Raw genomic sequence first — 21077 nt, forward strand, 5'->3', positions numbered from 1 at the left:
AATGAAAACTCCTGATGCAACCGTGGAACAGAGGGCGTTGCTGCTCAGAACGCTGGGGCACCCGGTCCGTCTGCGGATCGTCGCTGGGCTTGCCGGTGGGTGCGCCTGCGTCAAGGAAATATGGGAGTGTCTCGGACTCCCTCAGGCAGTAGTGTCCCAGCATCTGAAGGTGATGAAAGAGCACGGGATACTGGATGCACGTCGTGACGGAGCCCGGGTATGCTATTCGCTGAAGGAGAAGATGCTGGCAGAACTGGTCAGAATTCTTGGGCTTCAGGTATAATGGCTGGTTCACTGGATTGATGCCCCAATCCTATGGGAGGCGCCGGTGTTTCGATAGCCGGATGGGATATGGGGAGCTGTGCCTGTTGCAACAGGTAGATTTCATTGATGAGTGCACTGATCTGCTGCATAATCTGTTGTCCATTGAACACGTTGTCCTGCATCAGGAAGCCTGATTCGCCAATGCTCGTCTTGAGCTCCTCGACCAGTGCATGCTGTTTCAAGGCAGTAGAGTGCAGTAGCTTAATTTTCTCATTATCATTCAGTATGTTGTGTAAATAGAGACGATTCCCCTGGGTTTGTTCCCGAGTTGAGGTGATGATCCTGTGGGAAAGTTCCCGCAGATTTTCCAGAGCCTCAACGATCATCATGGTGCCGCGCTCCTGCTCCTTGACCGCCCTGGTTACCTGTCTGACCCGCTCAAGATTCTTGTCCGCTTCTTCGCTGATAACCCTGCTGCCTGCCGCCTGCTTGACGGTTGAGGCGGCAATCTTCTGGATCATCTGAGCCACTTCGGTTGAGGTCGATTCGATCTTTGCCAGTGCATCACTGGTAACCGCGGATATTTTCACCCCACCTTTGCCCCTGTCCTTCCCTTGAGCAATCGCGCGCTGGACGGAGGCAGTTTCCTTCTGAATATTTTTCACCAGTTCTTGGATCTCGGTTGCCGATGCTGAGGTCCTGTGGGCCAGAGATCTTACCTCTTCTGCAACAACGGCGAAGGCCTTGCCCCGCTCTCCGGCCTGTGCGGCAATAATGGACGCATTCAGGGAGAGGAGATTGGTCTGCTCCACGACTTCCTGGATCACCTTTACGAATTCGCCCACTCGCGCGGAATGAACAGCCAGCCGGCTGATGGCATTATATGATTCTTCATTGTTCTGTTCGATTTCATGCATGGCTTTCAACGTCGCCGACATTGCCCGCATGCCGTCCTGCGCCAGCATCCTCACGTTGACGGAGCTCTCAACGGCCTTTTGGGTATTGTCGCGGACGTTGTTGATGGCCGAGCTGATTTGCTGAATGGAGCTGGAGGTCTGTTCTGTTGATGATGAAAGGGCCTCTATATTCGCCGAGATTTCTTTGATGCTTGCAGCCATTTCTTCAATGGATGAAGAGGTATTGGTGACGGTATCCGAGTACTCTCTGATGTTTTCGGCAATAACGTCGGTGGTTGCGCTCATCTCCGCGGTAATCGAAGCACGCTCGTCACTCCTCAGGGTCAGTTCCTCGATTTCCTTGAGCAGGATGCCAAAAAAATCGGTCAACTGTTCCATTGACTGGAGATTTTCCTGTTCCTTGGCAAGCTGTTTGTCATTGCCAAAGACGATCACTTGCGATCTTTCTTCCAGTTGACGGTATTTGATGAGAAACGCATCGGTAATGCATTTCACATTCGTCATCATTTCCCGCATGCGTTTGAGGAGCATGTCGCAACGGAATTGAATAAGCTCCAGTTCATCCTTGCTTGCACGGGTTTCGCCATCGTCGATAGTCCCGACAAGGCAGGAGATGGCACTAAACTGGCGTTCCAGCTGCAGCTTGAGCGCCTGCTTGATAATGTACCAGCAAAACAGTCCGACCAGCAGTCCAGCAATGAGGCAGCCTGCGATATACCATGGGGTGAATGCACGGGAACCAAAGAAGAGGGCCGAATAAAAAGGGAAGATGATACCCATGGCAAGGCCGAATGAAATCATAAGGACCATGGTTTTTCGCAATGATGACAAATAGGCTTTCAGCATAGGTGCCTCGCAGGGGTCGATTCAGCTTATCCATACATCTTTACCATGGCAATGGGGCAACGTCAAACCCGTGCGCTCGGTATGTTACTGAATAATAGAGATCTTGCGACAGTGCAGGGCAGGCATAAGCACGTAAACATGGAAACTTTTCCTCAAGTCGCACGCTTGCCTTCCCGATACGAGAGAGTATGGAATACGCACGGTTAGAGCATGATATGCGGCATATGAGCAGGCACGTTGAAGCTCATTTTGCCGCCATCTCAACAGATCCTTTGGTGGAAAACCTTTCCATCGGGATTGCTCTCGTTGATGGAGAAGGTGTGGTTCGCTACCTGAACCACAAAGCAGAGCAGATCCTGCAGGTTGGAAGAGATGCGGTTATTGGTAAGTGCGTCTATATGCTTCCGCTACGTACAGCTATCTATAAGGTGCTGAGTGAAAATTGCCGTGATATCGCGATCGAGATGGCAATTAATGGTCTGGTGATCCAGGCCAAGGCAACATCGGTGCTGTGCGGTGACGGCTCCTGTATCGGAGATATGTTTGAGATGCGGGATATTTCAACGGAACGTCAGGAGCGCCGCCGGAGCGATGAATTCGTGGCAGCTATGACTCACGATCTCAAGTCACCCCTTACCGTCATGTTTGGGTATCTTGATGCCTTGAAAAATGACGCGGATGGGCAACAGGGTGAACAGGCACAGCAGTATTTCTCGGAAATCGAGCGGAATGGCAGACGGTTACTGGGAATGATTGAAGATATCCTGGATTCTTACCGACTTGATATGGGGCTTATGCAGATTCAGAGTGAATCGTGCAATTTGACAGAACTCATGGAGGAGTGCTGTCAGGAGCACGTCAGGGATGCTGAGGCCCATGGCCTTGACTTTACCTATTTCATTGCACCGGGTATTCCGATTATCAATGCCGACGGCAAACAGTTGAAAAGGGTCTTTGCCAATCTTATCGGCAATGCGATTAAATTTACTGGATGCGGAGGAACGGTGCGCGTGAGAGTCACTGTTGAGGACGTTGCAGTGCTGATTACGGTCAGTGACAGCGGCATCGGCATTTCTGCCAGAGATCGGGAAAGGATATTCACCAAGTATTTTAGATCGACTCAGGCAAAGGGATATAAAGGTACCGGGTTGGGGCTTACCATAAGCAAGGCAATTATCGAGGAACACGGTGGGAACATTGAGGTTGCCAGCAGTGAAGGCGCTGGAAGTCATTTTACTGTCAGGCTTCCTGTGGATTCAGGAGGATGATCCTCTATGCCCTGCAGTTTGGTGTTGTTTAAGTAATGTTGCCACTGCCACTGTAACCCGAAGATGGTACAGAGTTTGCTTTTGCAGAAAAGCCTGGAAACTATTGCACAATCTTCGTTGCAGTGAGTTGGATGGTCTAAAGTTTTAACCTATGTTGCCGAATGAAAAGCATATACCTAAATCAAGGAGGATGGATCGGGATGGCGTTACTTACATGGAATGACAGCTACAGTGTCAAGGTTAAGCAGTTGGATGATCAGCACAAGAAATTAATCGACATGATCAATCAACTTTACGACGCCATGAAAGTTGGCAAGGGGAGCGAAGTGATTGGGCCGGTATTGAAGTCGCTGATGACCTATACCCAGACTCATTTTTCCACGGAAGAGCAATTGATGAAGCTTCATGGCTATCCTGATTACGAAACCCATAAAAACGAGCACACTCAGCTAGTTGCACAGGTTGGCAATATTAAGAAAGAGATGGATGCCGGGAAAATGCCGCTGACCCAAAATGTCATGAATTTTTTACGGGACTGGTTGATAAAGCATATACAGGGTAATGATAAAAAATACGGGCCATTTCTGAACGATAAAGGTGTGGTATAGGGATGTCTGCACTGATTGCCTGAATATTGAGTTATTGTGGATGGAGGAGGGGATTATGAGACAGCTGCCTAGTAGTGAAGCCGATGAGTACAAGACGATGGAAGACACTGTAGACAAGTCGAATCTTCAGGCAATGGATCTTTTGATCCGTTACCACGAACCCCAGGAAGAGAGTGGACGGAATGCTCCCGGAATGGTTGGGCTTGCTGAAATGGCAGATCGATGCATCAGTGCCAGCAATGAGTTCTCGCGGCTGGCGCGAAACGTAGCTGCATTGCGGCAGGTGCTGAACTCTTAGTTTCAGTGCTGAATCCGAGGTAACAAAAATCTAGTGACGACGATACTTACATAACCCATTACGCCAAAGGAGGAGCATTGACATGGCAAACGTTCTGATTGTCGACGATTCATCTACCATGAGGAAAATCATATCGCGTTCTCTGCGACAGGCAGGCCTTGCTGTGGATGACATATTCGAAGCCGGCGACGGCATTGAAGGATTGAATTCCCTTACGAGCAATAAGGTCGATCTGATCCTATCCGATATTAACATGCCGAACATGGATGGTCTGGAGTTTATCAAACAAGTGAGAGCTAATGGCAACAAAGTTCCCATAGTGATGATCACGACCGAAGGGGGAGAAGACATCCTCCGTGAGGCCATGAATAATGGTGCCAGCGACAGTATCAAAAAACCGTTCACTCCCGAGCAGCTTAATGAGAAACTCGGAGGCCTTTTATGACGCTGAACACGGCTGTTTCACAGTCGGCCAATTTGCAGGAAGAGGACCTGCGTGGTTATGTGATCCATGCTACGAAAGAGGTCTTTGGGACCATGGTGATGATGGACGTGCAGGACTGTTTCCCGTTACGCGAGCCGGTCACCAAATTTCAGTGCAGCATTACCGGCATGGTTGGACTTGCCGGTACCTACACGGGCATACTTTCCATACACTGTCCGCGCCCCCTGGCACTTTGCATAACTTCAAACATGCTTGGAATGGTTGTTGACGAGGTCGGAGAGGATGTCAACGACGCTCTGGGTGAAATTGCCAACATGCTGGGCGGATACGTGAAGCAGATCCTCTCCAAGGGTGGGCTCGACATAAGCCTTTCCATCCCAACGGTGATTTCCGGAGAAGAATATACAATCAATGCCATGACTGACAGTGATTGCGTGATCATTCCCTTTACTCATGAATCTGATCGATTTCTGGTTGGTCTCAAACTCAGCAAGGAAAACTAGAGACAAGGCAAATTTGACATGGCAAAGAGTATTAAACTCAAAGAAATGATCGACGACGCCCTCGTTCAGACGGGTGAAGAAAGCAGCATGCTGCTTGGCCAGCAATTGAAAGTTGATGAGAATGATAGCTTAAATACCAATAAAATAAGCTATTTTTCCGGCATGGAAGATGCCATATTTGTTGCTAGTGTCGAAACGCGAGAGGAATATCCCGGACAGTTCTACATGATATTTTCCCTGCGTGATGCCATTCTCCTGAGTGGCCTCTTGTTGGGGATCCCTCTGCCCAGGATCTCAGAAAAACGCAAGCTTGCCATCATGGAGGCAGACGACGTCGATGCCTTTGGCGAGATCATGAACCAGGTCATCGGTTCGTTCAACTCGGTTTTCAAATCGAGTCTCCCCGAGAAAATCCATCTGAAACTCAATGCTCCCAAGAAATTCATCCCCGGCATTGATGAAATGTCTGATGACGAACCTATTGTCAATGACGAATACGTTCTGTTTCGTTCCCAGATGAATATGGATGGTGTCGAGATGGACCGTCTCGACATCCTTATGCCGGTTTCTTTGGCGCATCTTATCGAACCCCCTGCTGCCGAGCCTGAGCAAGCTGAAGTCGCAGAAACGGGAGATGGGCTCTCGGATGTTGTTGCGGGAGAGAAGCCAGCTACCATCAATGTAGGTAACAAAACAATTCTGGTTCTTGAAGACGACGAACTTGCACGTGAAAGTTTGAAACAGTATCTGAGTGCTGCTGGATGGTCGGTGGTAGATGCACCGCTCAAGGCAGACATTCGTGAGCTCTTTGCCAATAATGATGCCGAGGTTGCCGTCATTGGCGTCGCTGAAACCGAAGACAGGGAATTGGCACTTTGTATCAAGATCAACGCCATGCGCCAGGGATCCCCGCTGCCGATCATCATGTGTGCCTCCCAGTGGACCCGCACCGGGGTATTGAAGGCTCTCAAATATGGGGCCAAGGAGATTATCCTTAAACCGTATGATGCTGATGAGCTGGTAAGCAAAGTGACCAAATTTCTCAAAGCAGCATAATGTCCGGGTTGAGTGATCAATTACATATCAAGGTAAAATCTGCGGTACATTGCCCATGTTTAGTGCTGTACACATTACATGTAACAAAAATAGAACCGTTGAAAGACCCATTGAGATTGAATGCGCCTGGTGTGTCTTGTTCATGCACCGGTTCTTGATAGTATCAATACTGATCAGTAGCCTGCTTGCCCCACTATTTTTTGCCATTACCGATGCACATGCCGAAATACCTTCCCGACTACGCAGGATTGATATCCGACCCCATGCGGAATTCACTCGACTTGTCTTTCAGTTAGACCGCCAAACGGATCACACCTTCACAGAGCTATCTTCCCAACGCGTCAGACTTACCCTCGATAACAGCAATGGACCACTTTTCCGTCGGCTTCGCAGCTATGCTGACCGGCACATTGGCGGTATCTGGGTTTCCCAACGTGGAGAAACTCTGCTTGTAACCATTACGCTGAAAAATGGAACTGAAGGGATGCGGGTTCTGGATGGATGCGGCGAGGTTTTGACCCTGGATATCGGCCCGTCATTCCAAAAAGTAAGGACTGCTCCATCTCTTCCGGAAGGACGCGAATCCATCTGGAATGGTGCAGGCAGGTTCATCAGCGAGTACGACCCGGTGCTCAAGTCTGACCTTCCGTTTGTTCCAACCGACAGTCAGGCTCTTCGCGGGCAATTGAACGACCAGGAAGCGAGGTTGTTCCTGTTGGGTGAAGCTGCCCTCTACAAAGGAGTTGCAGCTGAAGCCAGTCAGATATTCGAAACCTTTCTGGGTAAAGAGTCGACTGTCCGCTCTTTGGCAGCTTTTCGCGCCGGTGAAGCCCGCTATCTCCTGCAAGACTATTCGCGAGCCCTTCAGCTTTTTCGCGAGGGAGAGCGTCTCTGGCCTCAGTTTTTGCAGTTAAGTCCCGGAACTGCTTATTATTATGCAGACACCTTGGTGAGAAATGGCGATCTCCCAGCGGGAAGAAAACTGCTTGCCCGTTTGATTGCCAGTAATGCAGAAAAAAAGACCGCTCCCATCCTGATGGTGCGTCTGGCAGATATTCTTGCACGGCAAAAACGAGATATTGAAGCTGTTGTGCTTTACCGCACCGTTGTAAAATATTTCCCGGAAAACAAGGCAGCCAGTCATGCTGCTCTCAAGTTGGCCGACCGGCGTTTTCTCACTGTTGATGGTGTTGAGTACACTCCCCTTCGGGACGATTACCGGAGGATCGCCCTGGGATCAAGCGACTTCCTCGTACGGGAAGAGGCATTATTCAAGGCAACCCTGCTCGATGCACTGTTCAGTCCCAGCATGGAAGCACTCTCTGCCGTGTCAAGTTATGAAAAGCGCTACCCACGAGGCATTTTTGCCAGCATTGCGCATTCCATGCATGAAGATATCCTACCAGTGGTCTACCGTGATTTAATGGCGGCACATGACGACGGGACCCTTATAGATGTAGCAGAAGGGCATGTCTCATATCTGGAGAAATGTCTTTCCGATCAGAACTTCATTCGGGATCTCGACAAGGCATATACAGACCTAGGACAATTACAGGGCGAACTGCATCTATTTGCCAGGCTGGTGCGCCGAGAATGGGCGTCTTCCCAGGCGCCATATATGTATAACCGCATGATTGGCAATGCCCTCGCCTTGGCAGACTGGAAGACGGCTGAGAGTACAGCCCGGGAGTACCTGCAGCATTTTCCGGCTACGACGGATACCTCAAGGGTTCGAGAAATTCTGGGGGATATCGAATATCGCAAGGGGAATCTGACAGGGGTTCGCGAAGAGCTGGCGTGGCTGCTGAACGCAAGGACAAAGGCCGCTTTCCCTGAAAGTTATTACTATCTGGGGAAATCCCTCGAGGCTGAAAAACAGTCGAGATTGGCCGGTCGGGCAATGGAGCAGTTTATCGAAGAGATGAGGCAAAGAAAGGCTGCTTCGCCTCTTGTCGCCGACGCATACTTTGTCGCAGCATCGGCTCTTCATGGCGCAGGGAACATATCAACGGCGCTCGAAGCATACCGGACTGGGCTTTCCTTGGCTGCACCCGACAGCCGCGATCGATTCCTCTATCGAATAGGGGATATTTGTCTTCGGGAGGGGAGGAATACCGAAGCAAAAGGTTATTGGGACAAGATTCTCAAAGAAGGGAGCGATGCAGTTTGGCAAAAACTTGCGTCTCAGGCAATGGCCGACCTGGAATGGAGAGAGCGGACCGGGGCACGCCTCTGAGGTGAGTCAAAAAAATGGCATTTGTCAAAAATGGTATTCGGGCCATCCTGCAGGGTGGCCCGTTTATTTTATAATATGCTGTAAATATTGAATAAATTAACTGGTACAGCTTTTGCTCATAGGCATTGACACGAGGGGGTGTGCTATGCCGATAGATGGAATTTTCGGGTCGACCATTGAATTACTGAGCAAAAATATCGATCTCCGGGCAAAAAATCATAATCAGATATCAGCGAATCTTGCCAATGCCGAGACGCCGAATTATGTCCCCTCGGTGCTTTCATTTGAGGGAGAATTGCGAGATGCCCTCAAATCCCAATCAAACAACAAGAATAGAGCTACAGGCAGCCTCACCAATCCCCGTCATATTCCCTTGAAGGGGATGGCTGGAGGCGTATCGGAAGTCCATGGTACGGTCATTCAAACTCCTGCAGCCATTCCCGGTCGTGACGGCAATGCCGTGGAAATGGAGCAGGAAATGGGAAACCTGGCGTCCAACCAGATTATGTTTAATGCATCTGTGCAGATGCTCAATAAGAAATTCGAAGGGCTGAAATTGGCTATTAAAGGGCAGTAGCAGTAAGAGGAGGAGCAAATGGATTTCTTTTCATCAATGGACATCAGTTCTTCAGCATTGACTGCTGAACGGACTCGAATGAACCTGATTTCCAGCAACCTGGCCAATGCCAACAGCACGCGGACTGCCGAAGGGGGGCCTTACAAGCGAAAAGACGCTGTATTCGCGACGGCTCAGCCTCAAACCGGCTCATTTGGTGCCGCCTTGGAGAGGGCTGCGCAAAAAGGAGGGCAGAGGGTACAGGTGGTTCAGATCGTAGAAGATCAGAATCCGCCTCGTTTGCAATACGATCCTTCGCATCCCGATGCGGATGCCCAGGGGTATGTGGCCTTCCCGAATGTCAATGTAGTGGAGGAAATGGCCGACATGATCGCTTCCAGCCGCACGTACGAAGCAAACGTGACCGCGGTTCAGGCCACCAAGAGTATGGCAATGAAAACCTTGGAGATTGGGAAATAACCGGCTGCAGCCCTGCTTGAGTAAGGCTCCGATTGTGAGGAGGAATGATGGATATCAAGGGAATTGAGAGTGGATTCGGTATATCGGGGGCGTTTCCTTCCCCTAGTGGAGCGAAATCAGCTGCTCCTGTAGAGGGTTTCAGCAAATACCTCGGTGAAATGATCGACAAGGTCAACAGTTCCCAAATGGCATCTGACAAGGCAATTCAGCAACTTGCTACAGGGGAGACAAAAGCTCTTCACGAAGTCATGATCGCCATGGAAAAGGCCAGCGTCTCGTTTCAGTTTATTACCCAGGTCCGCAACAAGGCAGTAGAGGCCTATCAAGAAATCATGCGGATGCCGGTTTAACCTGTTGTCAAAGGAAACCTGGCAGTTTCCTGAACTTAATCACGTAGGATAATGCATGCAGGATAGCCTGAAAAAAATTCTTGAGCCATTTCTCGCACTGACCCCTGGCAAACGTTGGCTGGTTGGGGGTGTTGTCGCCCTTTCCCTTGCTGCCTTCACTGTCCTTATCGTTGTTGCAAATCGGACAGACTATCGACCGCTCTTTGCCAACCTCACTAGTGAGGATGCGGGTGAGATCGTCAAGAAACTGAAGGAACAGAAGGTCCCCTACCGTATTGCCGCAGACGGCAAGGCGATCCTGGTGCCTGTCGACAAGGTGTATGACTTGCGACTTTCGCTGGCATCAGAAGGTCTTCCGCAGGGTGGAGGAGTTGGGTACGAGATATTTGATCGCAAAAATTTCGGCATGACCGAATTCGTGCAGAAGCTCAACTATCAGCGAGCCATGCAGGGGGAGCTTTCGCGCACTATTTCGCAACTGGCAGGAGTCGAACAGGCGCGAGTCCATCTGGTCATCCCCGAGAAGAGCCTCTTCAAGGAGGCTGAGAAGCCGCCAACGGCTTCAATCGTCCTCAAAATCAAAGGCAATCGCACATTGAAGGACAGTGATGTCCAGGGGATCGTACACCTTGTGGCTGCGTCGGTAGAAGGCCTGGACACTGACCACGTGACGGTTCTCGATGGCAAGGGGAAACTCCTGAGCCGCTCCGGGTCCCAGGATCCCACCACGAAGCTGACCAGTTCCATGCAGGAGACGCAGCGGACATTCGAACGGGCAACAGAGGAACGGCTCCAGTCATTGCTTGACAAAGTTGTGGGGAGCGGCAAGTCAGTTGCCAGGGTTTCAGCGACATTCAACTTCAAGCAGGTTGAGAAATTCGAGGAGCGCTACGATCCGGAAGCAGCGGCAGTTCGCAGCGAGCAGCGTAGCGAAGAGAAGGGTAGTGGCGGTGCGCTAGCGGGGGTCCCCGGAGTGCAGACGAACCTCGGCCGCACCCAGGGCGCTCCCCAGCAGGCTGCTGGCGGTAGTTCGAAAAGCGACGAAACCCTCAACTACGAAGTGAGCCGTTCCACTGCACGGACCATCGAGCCGGTAGGGACGCTGGCCAAGGTATCAGTGGCGATCCTGGTGGACGGCAAGTATGAGCCCGGTGCCCCAGGGAAGGATGGGGTGGCGGCAAAGGCGAAATATACCCCACGATCCCCCGATGAACTGCAAAAGATCGAAGCACTGGTAAAGAGTTCCGTAGGTTTCAATACCGAACGCGGAGACCAGGTAACAGTTGCCAATATTCCGTTCCAGGAGACGGAAGAAGGCGGTACAGCTGATAAGGAACCCTGGTGGAATGCCCCCATATTCCTGGCACTGATCAAGAATCTGCTCATCGGCATAGGGTTTTTTGCTCTCCTGTTCCTTGTCATCCGGCCGTTGCTCAAATCCATCGGCAGAGGAGTAGCAACAACGACGTTTGAACCATTGGAATCCCCTGAGGAACAGATCAAGCAGATGATTCAGGCTCAAAAACAGCAGCTTTCCAGTCAGGCGGCCAGTCAGGTGGAATTGATCGAGAAGATCAAAACCGAGCCCTACCAGGCTTCTCAGGTTATCAAAAACTGGCTGGAAAGCAGCAAGTAGGGAACCGTAGATCGGGAATGTAGAGGGATGCTATGACGGGAGCTGAAAAGGCTGCCATATTATTGCTATATGTGGGGACCGAAGCGACCAGCAAGGTCTTTTCGCATCTGGACGATCTTGATATCAAAAAGATCAGTCAGAGCATGGCCAATCTTGGTCATGTCACCCTTCCGGTCATTCAGGAAGTAGTGAGTGAATTCCATCAGATTACCAGTCCGGAAGCGGGTTTTTTCTCCAAGGGAGACGAATTCGTCCGTAAGATCCTGGAAAAGGCGCTGGGACCGCAAAAGGCCGAGATGCTGCTCCAGGAGATGCAGACGGCCGACTATGGCGACATAGAGGATATCCTGTCCAACATGGACGCCAAGACGATTGCCAACTTTCTGTCCCAGGAGCATCCACAGACCATTGCCGTTATTGTCGCCAAGCTGAGACCCAAGCAGACCAGTGAAATCGTGGGGCATTTACCACTTGATCTCCAGGCCGAAGTGGTTATCCGGATTGCTGACGTGGACCAGGTTTCTCCCGAGATACTCAATGATATAGATGACGTGATCCGGCGCGAATTGACTGCCATGGGAGGGATACAGCGCTTCAAGGTCGGTGGTGTGGAAAAGGTCGTGGAGATGTTCAATCATCTGGACCGCAGCAAAGAGAAACATATCCTCGACAAACTGGATGTCATGAATCCGCCATTGGCCGAGATCATTCGCAAGCACCTCTTTACCTTCGAGGATATTTTCAAGCTCGACGATCGTTCGATTCAGGCAATCATGCGCGAGGTTTCCAACGATACACTCACCCTTGCCATGAAGGCCACTACCGACGAAGTGAAGGACAAGATATTCCGCAATATCTCCAGCCGCGCCGCCGAGATGATCAAGGAAGACCTGGAGGTCATGGGACCGGTGCGGCTTTCCGATGTGGAAAAGGCCCAGTCGGAAATCATCAAGATCGTGCGGAAGATGGAGGAAGACGGCAAGGTTGTCATTGCGGGCCGCGGGGGCGACGATGTTCTCGTCTAAGGTCATCAAGCCCGATCAGCTCAAGGATCATCGGGTTCATAATGTCAATTACCAGGTGCTGATCGGGAATGCCGACGACGAGAATGACGCGAAAAATGTCTACCTTGAAGCTGACGGATTTACTCCGTTGTTTTTCAATGACGCGGCAGGGCCGCGAGGAGAAGAAGCTGAACACCGAGTACTGGGATTGACTCAGGACCCGCTGGATGAGGCTGGTGGCGAATCGGTCAGGGAAACTTTGGAAGCAGGGATGATCGCCATTGCCGAGGATGATCTGCAACGTCGGGTCGCCGAGGCTTACGCTCGTGGGTTGGATGAGGGGAAACAGGCTGCGGAGCGCGGCCTGTCCAATGTGTTCAAGGCATTGCGGGATGGGCTGGAGGGGCTTGATTCACTGCGCGAGAGGGTTTTCCGGGAGAGCGAGGGGGATCTGCTCGCTCTGTCAATCCTTATTGCGCGCAAGATCATCTTGCAAGAGTTGAAAAGCGACCAGAGGATACTGGCAAATATCGTGAACGAAACGATTAACTGCTGTTCAGAGTTTGACAAGATCACTGTTCGTCTCAACCCGGACGACTATCGTCTATTCATGGAAAACAGGCAGGAGTTTCTCCCGGTGGCCGATGAAGAAGGTCGGATTACCCTTGCTCCCGACGAGTCGGTGAAGCTCGGCGGGTGTCAAGTGGAAACGCCGACCGGAACGGTCGATGCGCGGGTTGAGGTTCAGCTTGAGGAGATATTTCGCCGCTGCCTCGAAGAACGGGGAATACCCTATGAACCGTCCATCAAACTTGCTGAAGAGGGATAGGCCGTGAGTGAATCGGCTATCCATCTGCCGCGCTACATGTCGGTCATAAACGACCTGAAACTGGTGCGCTTTCATGGGAAGGTGACCCAGGTGGTCGGTTTGGTAATCGAGGGTTACTGCCCCGATACTGCGGTTGGAAGCCTGTGCGAGATTCACACCACTGATGGAGACCCCATTCTTGCCGAAGTAGTAGGGTTCCGTGACAACAAGACGCTCCTGATGCCGTTGGGAGAGTTGCGGGGGGTGGGGCTGGGGAGCCTCATAACCATGCGTCGGCAAAAGGCATCCATGAGGGTGGGGCCTGGCCTGCTCGGTCGTGTTATTGACGGGCTCGGCATTCCCATCGACGATAAAGGGCCGATCGTTGCCGAGGAGGAATACCCCATTTACGCGACACCGGTCAATCCACTCAAGCGTTCTCCCATCAGAAAGCCGCTCGACTTGGGGATCAGGGCGATCAACGGCCTTTTGACCTGTGGCGAGGGGCAACGGGTGGGGATATTTGCCGGCTCCGGTGTGGGGAAGTCCACCATGCTCGGTATGATTGCCCGCTACACCGAAGCCGATATCAACGTGATAGCACTGATTGGGGAGCGTGGCCGGGAGCTGAGAGAGTTCATCGAAAAGGATCTGCAGGAAGAGGGCCTCAAGAAATCGGTGCTGGTGGTTGCCACATCCGATCAACCACCGCTGGTTCGCATGCGTGGCGCTTACATTGCCACAACCATTGCCGAATATTTCCAGTCCAAGGGGAAGAAGGTGCTCCTGATGATGGATTCGGCTACCCGGTTCGCTATGGCCATGAGGGAAGTCGGATTGGCGATCGGTGAACCGCCGACAACCAAGGGGTATACGCCGTCGGTCTTTGCCGCTTTGCCCAAACTGCTTGAAAGGTCAGGCAACTTCCAGAACGGTAGCATCACGGGGCTCTATACTGTCCTGGTAGAAGGAGATGACTTCAATGAGCCGGTTTCCGATGCCATGCGGAGCATTCTTGACGGGCACATTACGCTTTCCCGCGAACTCGCAGCACGGAACGTCTATCCTCCCATCGATGTCCTGGCCAGTGCCAGCAGGGTCATGATCGATGTGACCGAGCGAGAGCAACAGCAGATGGCAGGGAAATTCAAGGAATTGATGGCAGTGTATCGACAGTCTGAAGACCTCATCAACATTGGTGCCTACAAGGCGGGGAGCAATCCGAAAATCGACAGCGCCATTGCCAAGATGGAAGATATGACCGCCTTCATAAAACAGGATATTCATAATGGCATCAGCATAGGTCAGGCAGTGGAAAAGCTGAAAGGGCTCTTTGGCGAAGGGCTGGCGCATTGACTCCGGACAAGATTGGAGTCGGGGTGGCAGGAGTAAAAGATGCATAAGAAGGGATTCAAGCTTCAACAGGTATTGAACTACCGCAAGGAAGTCGAGAAGGTGCGGACACTGGAATTTGCGGATGCCAAGCGTGAATTAGAGCATGCTGCGGAGCGGTTGCGGCGCGAAGAAGAGCATGCGGCTCATGTTGCCCATGAGTTTGTCTGCAAACAGACGGATGGGATCGATGCCGTAGAGCTGCAGATGTATGCAAACTTCTTCCGGAAAAAGCAGGGCGAAATCAATCAGCAGCGTGATGAGGTCCACACCCTGGACTGCAAGGTTACCGAGAAGCGGGAGACCCTTCTGCATGCAGCAAAGGAAAAGAAAGTCCTTGAGACCTTCAAGGATCGTAAGATTGCAGCAGATGTGAAGGACGAGATGGCCAAGGACCGGCATTTCCTGGACGAGATTGCGATTCAGAAGAAAGGTCGCTGAGACAGATGAAAAAACTGGTCATAACCGTGCTTGTTGCAGGAGCCGTTGCAATCTGGCTCATCAGCGGGGGGGCGACGGTGCTGCACTCGGCGATGCCTGTGGGGGGAGCCGCTAAAGGGACTGATCCGGGCAAGCCGGAGGCCCAACAGAAGAACGTGGCGGAAGAGCTGATGGGGCTTGAGAAGCGTCGCCAACAGCTCATGGAGAAGGAAGCGGCACTTGCCGCCAAAGAACAGGAACTCAACCGGATCTCTTCCGGGCTCGATGCCCGTCTCAAGGCACTGAACGCAGCCCAGAAGAGCTTTGAGGATGCCCTTAATGAAAAGAAAAAGCGAGAAGCGGAGCTGGCAAATGCGAAATACATGAAAATGTTCAAGCTTCTCAAGGCCATGCGGCCGGAAGAGGCGGCCAAGATCATGGATAAGCTGGAGGAGCCGATTGCCATCGGTCTTCTAGAGAAATACGACCAGAAGACCGTACTGAAGCTGGCAAAATACATAAGCCAGCAACGGTTGTTGAAATGGATCAAGGAAAATCTTCAGTCAGGTATCAAGCGTTGACGGTTTCTCCAGGATAACCGGGAAAGCCGGCTGTTCTGGGGTGGTGCAAAATCCAAAAATGAAAGGAGGTGAGACAGATATGGAAATGTCAATGATGTGCAGTATGGTGCAGGTTGCCAGTCAGAATGTCGTGACAGCAGGGAGTCCCGCAGGGGTTCAGGTTCAGGATGGGGCGGCTACTGCCGGCAAAGCCGGTAATGCTCCGGCGTTCGGGGAGTTGATTTCCCGACTGCTGGGTACTCCTCACCAGGAGATCGGTTCGGAAGCCGTTCTGCCGCTGGTACAGGGGAATAATGGTAATACTCCAGAAATGACGACTTCCGCTCCTCTGCTTGCAGAAGGGCAACTGTTGCAGGAGATGGGAACAACGGCAGAAAAGCCCGCGGACGAGAATGATTCGACCCTGCCAGACCCTGCAGTTCTTTCCGGGGAAAATGCAGCGGCACTATCGGTAATACATCTGCTCAATGCCCTTCACAACCAACTGACAGAAGGTCGGAAGGTGGGAAGCAGTGAAAGCGAAAGCGCAGATGCTCAAAAGGTTGAGCAACTCCTGGAAGAAGTCCGGAGCCTGATGACCCAGGGTGGTTCGTTGACTGAAGCCACGCAGGAGGAATTGCGCGGAGCCTTAAACCCTGCGACAACCATAAAGGAAGGAGAGTTGACAGGTCTCCTGATGAACGAGTCGGGCGGACAGCCGGACCAGACGAGTGAGGCACTGGAAACACTGACACAGCTCGTATCGGCGCTCAACAGCTCGCTCATGCAGGCACAGCAGGGGACGAACAATTCCTCTGCCGACCAGTCGGTCCTGCATGCAAACGGGACAGCTCCGGCTCTTGCTCCAGTACAGGCAGGACCGGTCGAGCGGCGTGCAACTGAACAGCCGTCACCTATGAAGCTGACAGATAACAACACGGTCGGAAGCCTGACAGGGGCTGCCCCTGAAGTTACTCCCCCCGTTGCCCGGGATTCCTCCACGCAGGTTGCAGTTTCTACCGATCTCCATGAAGTAAAGGCCGGCAGATTCCTGCAGGAAAAAGCGATGTTTGCAGCCCAGGCGACCCAGAAGGGGACTGCCGGCGAGAGGATGGCTAGCGAAGAGCCTCTCCAGTCAGCTGCTGAGCAGGAGGGGATGGATCCCGGTAAGATCGAGATACTGGTGGTGAGCGAAGAATCTTCCGCCCAGGAACAGGGAACTGGCCTGGATCAGCGGAATTCGCAACCTTCCGATGTCAAGAAAGAAGGGCTCCAGCATGGCATGCACAACCTGTTTGCGAAAGAAGCGGCTTCCCAGCAGCTGGCAGCCGGACAGGCGACAGCACCTGAGGGGACTGCCACACCGTCCCGAGAGCAGATCGTCAATCAGGTGAAGGAAAAACTGGCTGAGCATCGTTTTGTTGCCGACAGCAGCCAGGTTACCATCAGGTTGCACCCAGAACATTTGGGTGAGCTGAAGATCAATGTGCGCATGGACGACCAGAAGGTGCGCGTGGAGATCGTAGCTGAGAATCAAACGGTGAAGGACGCATTGCTGCAGGGTGCTGACTCGCTGAAGGAAGCGCTGGCAAGGCAGAATGTGTCTATGGAGCGATTCGACGTTTCGACTGACAGTCGTCAGTTCTTCAACCAGGGTTTTCGCGAAGGGCGTCAGCAGGAGCAGCCGCAGGTTGCTCCCCGTCTGGCGAGTTGGTTGACCGGCCATGCCGCCGGAGAAGCGGAGCAAGCAGCGGTACCGTCCTGGAAACCTCAGGAAAACGCCCTGCTGGACATGATCATGTAAAGGAGGTGACACCTATGGTCAATGCAACTACTACAGCAACTGACGCCAGTTCCGGCGCGGCCGCCATGAAAAAGGCGACCGGCATGAACAAGGATGATTTCCTGAAGCTGTTCATTGCGCAAATGCAGAACCAGGACCCGCTCAACCCCATGGACGGCACGCAGTTTGTCTCCCAGTTGGCACAGCTGACCCAGGTGGAGCAGGCGTACAATACCAATTCCAATCTGGAAAACCTGATCAACGCCCAAGGGAATTCAACCAGTGTTGCAGCTGTTTCGTTCCTGGGGAATACCGTTACCGCCAAGGGCTCGCAGGTCAATCTTGCCGATGGCAGCCAGCCAACGCTCTCCTTTACCCTTGCATCATCTGCCCAAAAAGTGTCGGCAGAGATACGTGATGCAAACGGTGCCTTGGTGAGAACACTCACTGGGGGGAAGTGCCAGGAAGGGCTTAACAGCCTCACTTGGGATGGCAAAAGCAATACCGGCCAAGCTCTTCCCGCGGGGGCCTACACCTTTGCGGTCAAAGCAACCAATGCAACCGGCCAGGAAGTTACCGCTACGACTCTGGTGCAGGGAAAGGTTGATGGCGTATCCCTGGAAGGGACGGTTCCTGTCCTCTCCCTGGGAGGAATAGACGTACCGCTGGACGATATTATCAACGTGAAAGGAGCCTGATGTGGTTGACAGGATCTTCATCCCCAATCCGATCCAGGTCACCACGCCGCAACCTGCACCCCGGCCGAAACAGTCCGGCAGCGCAGAAAACCGTAACCAATTTGCCAGGATACTCGATGAAAAGCTTCCGTCGCAGGGAGTCCGGTTTTCCCAGCATGCCCAGGAACGGCTGCGGTCCCGGGGGATTACCCTGACCGAAAGCGATCTGCAGAAACTCGAAGGGGCAGTGGACAGCGTTGCCCAAAAAGGTGGACGAGAGTCGCTGGTAATGCTTGGCGATGCGGCACTGGTCGTCAGTGTGAAAAACCGCACCGTGGTTACGGCTGTCGACAGAGAATCGATGCGGGGAAACGTGTTTACCAACATTGATTCAGCAGTGGTGATTTAGGCTAAAGAACAGCACGAACAACAGCAATACGGGCTGGCCCTCCAGAAGGAAGCCCGTGGGGTACCGACCGACTGACGTACCCGACAACAAGAGCCAGAGGAGGCAATCATGAGTATTACATCCGCAATGTTTACCGGTATCAGCGGTCTCTCCGCCAATGGTGAGGCAATATCGGTTCTCGGCAACAACATCTCCAACGTCAATACCACCGGCTTTAAATCAGGCAGGATGCTTTTCTCCGACGTTCTTTCCGCATCAGTCGGCAACAACTCCCAAGTCGGCCGCGGCGTCCAGATCCAGGCGGTCCAGAACAACTTCGGCCAAGGATCATTCGAGACCACCGAAAATGTGACCGACCTTGCCATCCAGGGCGATGCCTTCTTTGTCGTGCAGAGCCCCGGTGAGGCCATGCGCTATACCAGGGCCGGCGCATTCAGCTTTGATGAAAACCAGATTCTCGTCAACCCGGACGGACTTCAGGTCATGGGTTATGGTATCAACCAGACCACTGGGACGAGCAACGGGGTTTTAGGTGCCATTGACAAGACCAATTTCGCTACTCTCGCACCGAAGATGACAACAACCCTCGAAACGGTTATGAACCTCGACTCCACCCAGACCATTCCCGGTGGCGTGAGTTCTGCGCTTACCCTGACTGGTAACCTGGACTCCGCCACTGCCGTGGGGGGGACCGTCGGTCCTCTGGCTACAACCATAACCGACAGTAGCGGTGTGACGCGAGACGTCAACATTACCTTTACCAAGACGGCAGCCGATTCCTGGTCATGGTCGGCTGACGTGACCGGTGCAACCCCGGCAACCGCTTCTGCTTCCGGTAGCATCACCTTCCCCGCTCCCACGGATGCCACCACCAGCATCACCATAGACGGCACTGCGCAGCAGGTTGTCTTCGGACTTTCCGGTGTGACGCAAAATGCCGCAGCATCCACCGCGGCTGTCTCAGCCACTACGACTACCCCGGCTACCGCCTTCAGTACGACCGATCCGGTGGGAACCTCCAACTTCTCCAACAGCATGACCATCTACGATTCCCAGGGGAACCCGCATACCACCACTACCTATTTTCGGAAAACCGGCGTCAACGCCTGGGAATGGCATTCCAACATAGCTGGGGGAACGCCTTCCTGGGTTGACGGGACACTCACCTACAGCACGGGAGGCATTCTTACCTCTTCCGACGTCACCTCTCCGACTGCGGGACCGTCTGCCACCACTGCCCAGAACATCTCATTCCCCGGGGTTACCACTCCGCAACCACTCCTTTTTGATTTCGGGGTGAATACCTCTACCCAGTACTCCAGCTCTTCCGTGGTGAATTCCAAGAATCAGGATGGCTATTATCAGGGGAGCCTGTCCAGCGTAGCCGTTGATGAAAAGGGTTATGTGGTTGGCGTTTACACCAACGGGCAGTCACAGAAATTCGCCCAGGTGGCATTGGCACGCTTTGCCTCCACTGACGGGCTTTCCAAGGTGGGGGGGACACTCTATGAAGAGACCCTCGCATCAGGTCAGGCCCAGCTCACCGATGCGAGTACGCCAGGGGTCGGTAAGGTTCTCTCCAATTCACTGGAGCAGAGCAACGTCGATCTCGCAGCTCAGTTTGTGAAACTGATCCAGGCACAACGGGCTTTCTCGGCAAACTCCAAGACCATCACCACTGCCGATGAGATGACCCAGGAAGTGCTGACCCTCAAGCGGTAATCTTTGTGACCACCCGAATTGGCTGGAGAGCATTGGCTCTCCAGCCAATTCCCTCCTGCTGACCCGAACTGTCAAATTCCTGACCCACCTTCTTCCAAAAACCTGTCTCCGGATTACCCCCCTCTTTTTGCACCCGGCATAAAAACCTCGTTCAATGCGGAAGTTGCAGCTCTAGTGCCTGCTCGGGCGGACAAAGTCTTGACTTGGCAATCGGCAGCCATACTGGCACCCCAGTTGCAAAGGGTCCGCCTGTGGTAAAAAGTTCTTGTAATGCGGAGAAGGAGGGAGTGGATGGCTGCCAAAGATGAACAAGGCAAGGAAGAACAGGCGCCGGCAAGTAAGAAGAAGCTCTTCATCATTATCGGTGCAGCTGTTGGCGTAGTTATTCTGGCGGTTGTGCTGGTATTAACCCTCGGCGGTGGCAGCAAGAAAGAGGGGGGCGGAGAGGCAAAGGCTGAGAAAAAGGCCGGCAGCCATGGTGGCGGGGGTGCAGAAGGTGCACCTGTAGCTGGTACGGTGTTCCCCCTGGAGCCTTTCATAGTCAATATTTATGACGGTCAGGAAGTACGCTACCTGAAGGTCAAGGTGGAGTTCGAGATGTCCGGCCCGGAGGTCAAGCCGGAGATAGATGCTCGCCAGGCGCCGCTTCGTGATGCCATCCTGGTGCTGCTTACCACTAAGACACTGCAGGAGATTCAGGACCTGCAGGGCAAGAATCAATTGCGGGAAGAGATCTTGGCGGCAGTGAACAAGATCCTCCCGCCGGGCAAGGTTACGCGCGTCTATTTCACCGATTTTGTGGTGCAGTAAGGATGGAAACGGGTATGCACCGTTTCCTG

Annotated in this window: 23 protein-coding genes; 22 read left to right on the forward strand and 1 reads right to left on the reverse strand. The window is 52.7% G+C overall.

Going from position 1 to position 21077, the window contains the following annotated elements:
• Position 1: 1 nt before the first annotated feature.
• Entirely contained in the window at positions 2 to 283 is a 282-nt protein-coding gene (locus tag GJT30_11535; GenBank protein MSM40240.1) for a metalloregulator ArsR/SmtB family transcription factor, read from the forward strand.
• Here the strand turns inward: GJT30_11535 and GJT30_11540 are convergent.
• The gene (locus tag GJT30_11540) at positions 258 to 2027 is read right to left on the reverse strand and encodes a methyl-accepting chemotaxis protein (GenBank protein ID MSM40241.1); all 1770 of its coding nucleotides are present in this window, start codon (positions 2025 to 2027) and stop codon (positions 258 to 260) included. The two genes, GJT30_11535 and GJT30_11540, sit on opposite strands and share 26 nt — an antisense overlap.
• Positions 2028 to 2215: 188 nt before the next feature.
• Between GJT30_11540 and GJT30_11545 the strand changes: the two genes are divergently transcribed.
• From GJT30_11545 to GJT30_11645, 21 genes are all read left to right on the forward strand, one after another.
• Positions 2216 to 3295, forward strand: a complete 1080-nt coding sequence (locus tag GJT30_11545) for a PAS domain-containing protein (protein ID MSM40242.1) — start codon at positions 2216 to 2218, stop codon at positions 3293 to 3295.
• 200 nt (positions 3296 to 3495) lie between these two features.
• Positions 3496 to 3903, forward strand: a complete 408-nt coding sequence (locus tag GJT30_11550; protein MSM40243.1) for a bacteriohemerythrin — start codon at positions 3496 to 3498, stop codon at positions 3901 to 3903.
• A 55-nt stretch (positions 3904 to 3958) separates the two neighbouring features.
• The gene (locus GJT30_11555; GenBank protein MSM40244.1) at positions 3959 to 4201 is read left to right on the forward strand and encodes a hypothetical protein; all 243 of its coding nucleotides are present in this window, start codon (positions 3959 to 3961) and stop codon (positions 4199 to 4201) included.
• Between the two features lie 82 nt (positions 4202 to 4283).
• Positions 4284 to 4646, forward strand: a complete 363-nt coding sequence (locus GJT30_11560; protein ID MSM40245.1) for a response regulator — start codon at positions 4284 to 4286, stop codon at positions 4644 to 4646.
• Entirely contained in the window at positions 4643 to 5149 is a 507-nt protein-coding gene (locus GJT30_11565) for a chemotaxis protein CheX (protein MSM40246.1), read from the forward strand. The genes GJT30_11560 and GJT30_11565 overlap by 4 nt, the downstream gene beginning before the upstream one ends.
• 18 nt (positions 5150 to 5167) lie before the next feature.
• Positions 5168 to 6205 carry a response regulator gene (locus GJT30_11570; protein MSM40247.1) on the forward strand — a complete coding sequence of 346 codons (1038 nt, stop codon included), beginning with the start codon at positions 5168 to 5170 and terminating at the stop codon, positions 6203 to 6205.
• Between the two features lie 55 nt (positions 6206 to 6260).
• Complete coding sequence (locus tag GJT30_11575) at positions 6261 to 8441, forward strand: tetratricopeptide repeat protein (protein ID MSM40248.1); 2181 nt, start codon at positions 6261 to 6263, stop codon at positions 8439 to 8441.
• 145 nt (positions 8442 to 8586) lie between these two features.
• Positions 8587 to 9018, forward strand: coding sequence for a flagellar basal body rod protein FlgB (gene flgB, locus GJT30_11580; GenBank protein MSM40249.1), 432 nt, complete (start codon positions 8587 to 8589; stop codon positions 9016 to 9018).
• A gap of 18 nt (positions 9019 to 9036) precedes the next feature.
• Positions 9037 to 9477 (forward strand): flagellar basal body rod protein FlgC, encoded by a 441-nt coding sequence (gene flgC / locus GJT30_11585; protein ID MSM40250.1) that lies wholly within the window; start codon positions 9037 to 9039, stop codon positions 9475 to 9477.
• A gap of 47 nt (positions 9478 to 9524) precedes the next feature.
• Complete coding sequence (gene fliE / locus GJT30_11590) at positions 9525 to 9827, forward strand: flagellar hook-basal body complex protein FliE (protein ID MSM40251.1); 303 nt, start codon at positions 9525 to 9527, stop codon at positions 9825 to 9827.
• 55 nt (positions 9828 to 9882) lie between these two features.
• A complete protein-coding gene (gene fliF, locus GJT30_11595; protein MSM40252.1) occupies positions 9883 to 11463 on the forward strand; it encodes a flagellar M-ring protein FliF in 1581 nt (526 codons plus the stop codon).
• Between the two features lie 32 nt (positions 11464 to 11495).
• The gene (gene fliG, locus GJT30_11600; protein ID MSM40253.1) at positions 11496 to 12488 is read left to right on the forward strand and encodes a flagellar motor switch protein FliG; all 993 of its coding nucleotides are present in this window, start codon (positions 11496 to 11498) and stop codon (positions 12486 to 12488) included.
• Complete coding sequence (locus GJT30_11605) at positions 12385 to 13296, forward strand: flagellar assembly protein FliH (GenBank protein MSM40254.1); 912 nt, start codon at positions 12385 to 12387, stop codon at positions 13294 to 13296. The genes fliG and GJT30_11605 overlap by 104 nt, the downstream gene beginning before the upstream one ends.
• A 36-nt stretch (positions 13297 to 13332) precedes the next feature.
• Entirely contained in the window at positions 13333 to 14631 is a 1299-nt protein-coding gene (gene fliI / locus GJT30_11610) for a flagellar protein export ATPase FliI (GenBank protein MSM40255.1), read from the forward strand.
• Between the two features lie 39 nt (positions 14632 to 14670).
• A complete protein-coding gene (gene fliJ / locus GJT30_11615) occupies positions 14671 to 15108 on the forward strand; it encodes a flagellar export protein FliJ (GenBank protein ID MSM40256.1) in 438 nt (145 codons plus the stop codon).
• 5 nt (positions 15109 to 15113) lie between these two features.
• Positions 15114 to 15668, forward strand: coding sequence for a hypothetical protein (locus tag GJT30_11620; protein MSM40257.1), 555 nt, complete (start codon positions 15114 to 15116; stop codon positions 15666 to 15668).
• Positions 15669 to 15726: 58 nt separating this feature from the next.
• Positions 15727 to 17451, forward strand: coding sequence for a hypothetical protein (locus GJT30_11625; protein ID MSM40258.1), 1725 nt, complete (start codon positions 15727 to 15729; stop codon positions 17449 to 17451).
• 14 nt (positions 17452 to 17465) lie between these two features.
• The gene (locus GJT30_11630; protein ID MSM40259.1) at positions 17466 to 18128 is read left to right on the forward strand and encodes a flagellar hook assembly protein FlgD; all 663 of its coding nucleotides are present in this window, start codon (positions 17466 to 17468) and stop codon (positions 18126 to 18128) included.
• A gap of 1 nt (position 18129) precedes the next feature.
• Positions 18130 to 18516, forward strand: a complete 387-nt coding sequence (locus GJT30_11635) for a flagellar protein (GenBank protein MSM40260.1) — start codon at positions 18130 to 18132, stop codon at positions 18514 to 18516.
• 108 nt (positions 18517 to 18624) lie between these two features.
• Positions 18625 to 20238, forward strand: coding sequence for a flagellar hook-basal body complex protein (locus GJT30_11640; GenBank protein ID MSM40261.1), 1614 nt, complete (start codon positions 18625 to 18627; stop codon positions 20236 to 20238).
• A 291-nt stretch (positions 20239 to 20529) separates the two neighbouring features.
• Complete coding sequence (locus GJT30_11645; protein ID MSM40262.1) at positions 20530 to 21048, forward strand: flagellar basal body protein FliL; 519 nt, start codon at positions 20530 to 20532, stop codon at positions 21046 to 21048.
• The last annotated feature ends 29 nt before the right edge of the window (positions 21049 to 21077 follow it).

Source organism: Geobacter sp., assembly GCA_009684525.1.
In the GTDB taxonomy this organism is placed as follows: Bacteria; Desulfobacterota; Desulfuromonadia; order Geobacterales; family DSM-12255; genus Geoanaerobacter.

What these genes read in the sequence shown, in the direction of transcription:
- GJT30_11535 (MSM40240.1), top strand. Translation starts at nt 2, where the DNA reads ATGAAAACTCCTGATGCAACCGTGGAACAGAGGGCGTTGCTGCTCAGA.
- GJT30_11540 (MSM40241.1), bottom strand. Translation starts at nt 2,027, where the DNA reads ATGCTGAAAGCCTATTTGTCATCATTGCGAAAAACCATGGTCCTTATG.
- GJT30_11545 (MSM40242.1), top strand. Translation starts at nt 2,216, where the DNA reads ATGGAATACGCACGGTTAGAGCATGATATGCGGCATATGAGCAGGCAC.
- GJT30_11550 (MSM40243.1), top strand. Translation starts at nt 3,496, where the DNA reads ATGGCGTTACTTACATGGAATGACAGCTACAGTGTCAAGGTTAAGCAG.
- GJT30_11555 (MSM40244.1), top strand. Translation starts at nt 3,959, where the DNA reads ATGAGACAGCTGCCTAGTAGTGAAGCCGATGAGTACAAGACGATGGAA.
- GJT30_11560 (MSM40245.1), top strand. Translation starts at nt 4,284, where the DNA reads ATGGCAAACGTTCTGATTGTCGACGATTCATCTACCATGAGGAAAATC.
- GJT30_11565 (MSM40246.1), top strand. Translation starts at nt 4,643, where the DNA reads ATGACGCTGAACACGGCTGTTTCACAGTCGGCCAATTTGCAGGAAGAG.
- GJT30_11570 (MSM40247.1), top strand. Translation starts at nt 5,168, where the DNA reads ATGGCAAAGAGTATTAAACTCAAAGAAATGATCGACGACGCCCTCGTT.
- GJT30_11575 (MSM40248.1), top strand. Translation starts at nt 6,261, where the DNA reads ATGTTTAGTGCTGTACACATTACATGTAACAAAAATAGAACCGTTGAA.
- flgB (MSM40249.1), top strand. Translation starts at nt 8,587, where the DNA reads ATGCCGATAGATGGAATTTTCGGGTCGACCATTGAATTACTGAGCAAA.
- flgC (MSM40250.1), top strand. Translation starts at nt 9,037, where the DNA reads ATGGATTTCTTTTCATCAATGGACATCAGTTCTTCAGCATTGACTGCT.
- fliE (MSM40251.1), top strand. Translation starts at nt 9,525, where the DNA reads ATGGATATCAAGGGAATTGAGAGTGGATTCGGTATATCGGGGGCGTTT.
- fliF (MSM40252.1), top strand. Translation starts at nt 9,883, where the DNA reads ATGCAGGATAGCCTGAAAAAAATTCTTGAGCCATTTCTCGCACTGACC.
- fliG (MSM40253.1), top strand. Translation starts at nt 11,496, where the DNA reads ATGACGGGAGCTGAAAAGGCTGCCATATTATTGCTATATGTGGGGACC.
- GJT30_11605 (MSM40254.1), top strand. Translation starts at nt 12,385, where the DNA reads ATGTGGAAAAGGCCCAGTCGGAAATCATCAAGATCGTGCGGAAGATGG.
- fliI (MSM40255.1), top strand. Translation starts at nt 13,333, where the DNA reads ATGTCGGTCATAAACGACCTGAAACTGGTGCGCTTTCATGGGAAGGTG.
- fliJ (MSM40256.1), top strand. Translation starts at nt 14,671, where the DNA reads ATGCATAAGAAGGGATTCAAGCTTCAACAGGTATTGAACTACCGCAAG.
- GJT30_11620 (MSM40257.1), top strand. Translation starts at nt 15,114, where the DNA reads ATGAAAAAACTGGTCATAACCGTGCTTGTTGCAGGAGCCGTTGCAATC.
- GJT30_11625 (MSM40258.1), top strand. Translation starts at nt 15,727, where the DNA reads ATGAAAGGAGGTGAGACAGATATGGAAATGTCAATGATGTGCAGTATG.
- GJT30_11630 (MSM40259.1), top strand. Translation starts at nt 17,466, where the DNA reads ATGGTCAATGCAACTACTACAGCAACTGACGCCAGTTCCGGCGCGGCC.
- GJT30_11640 (MSM40261.1), top strand. Translation starts at nt 18,625, where the DNA reads ATGAGTATTACATCCGCAATGTTTACCGGTATCAGCGGTCTCTCCGCC.
- GJT30_11645 (MSM40262.1), top strand. Translation starts at nt 20,530, where the DNA reads ATGGCTGCCAAAGATGAACAAGGCAAGGAAGAACAGGCGCCGGCAAGT.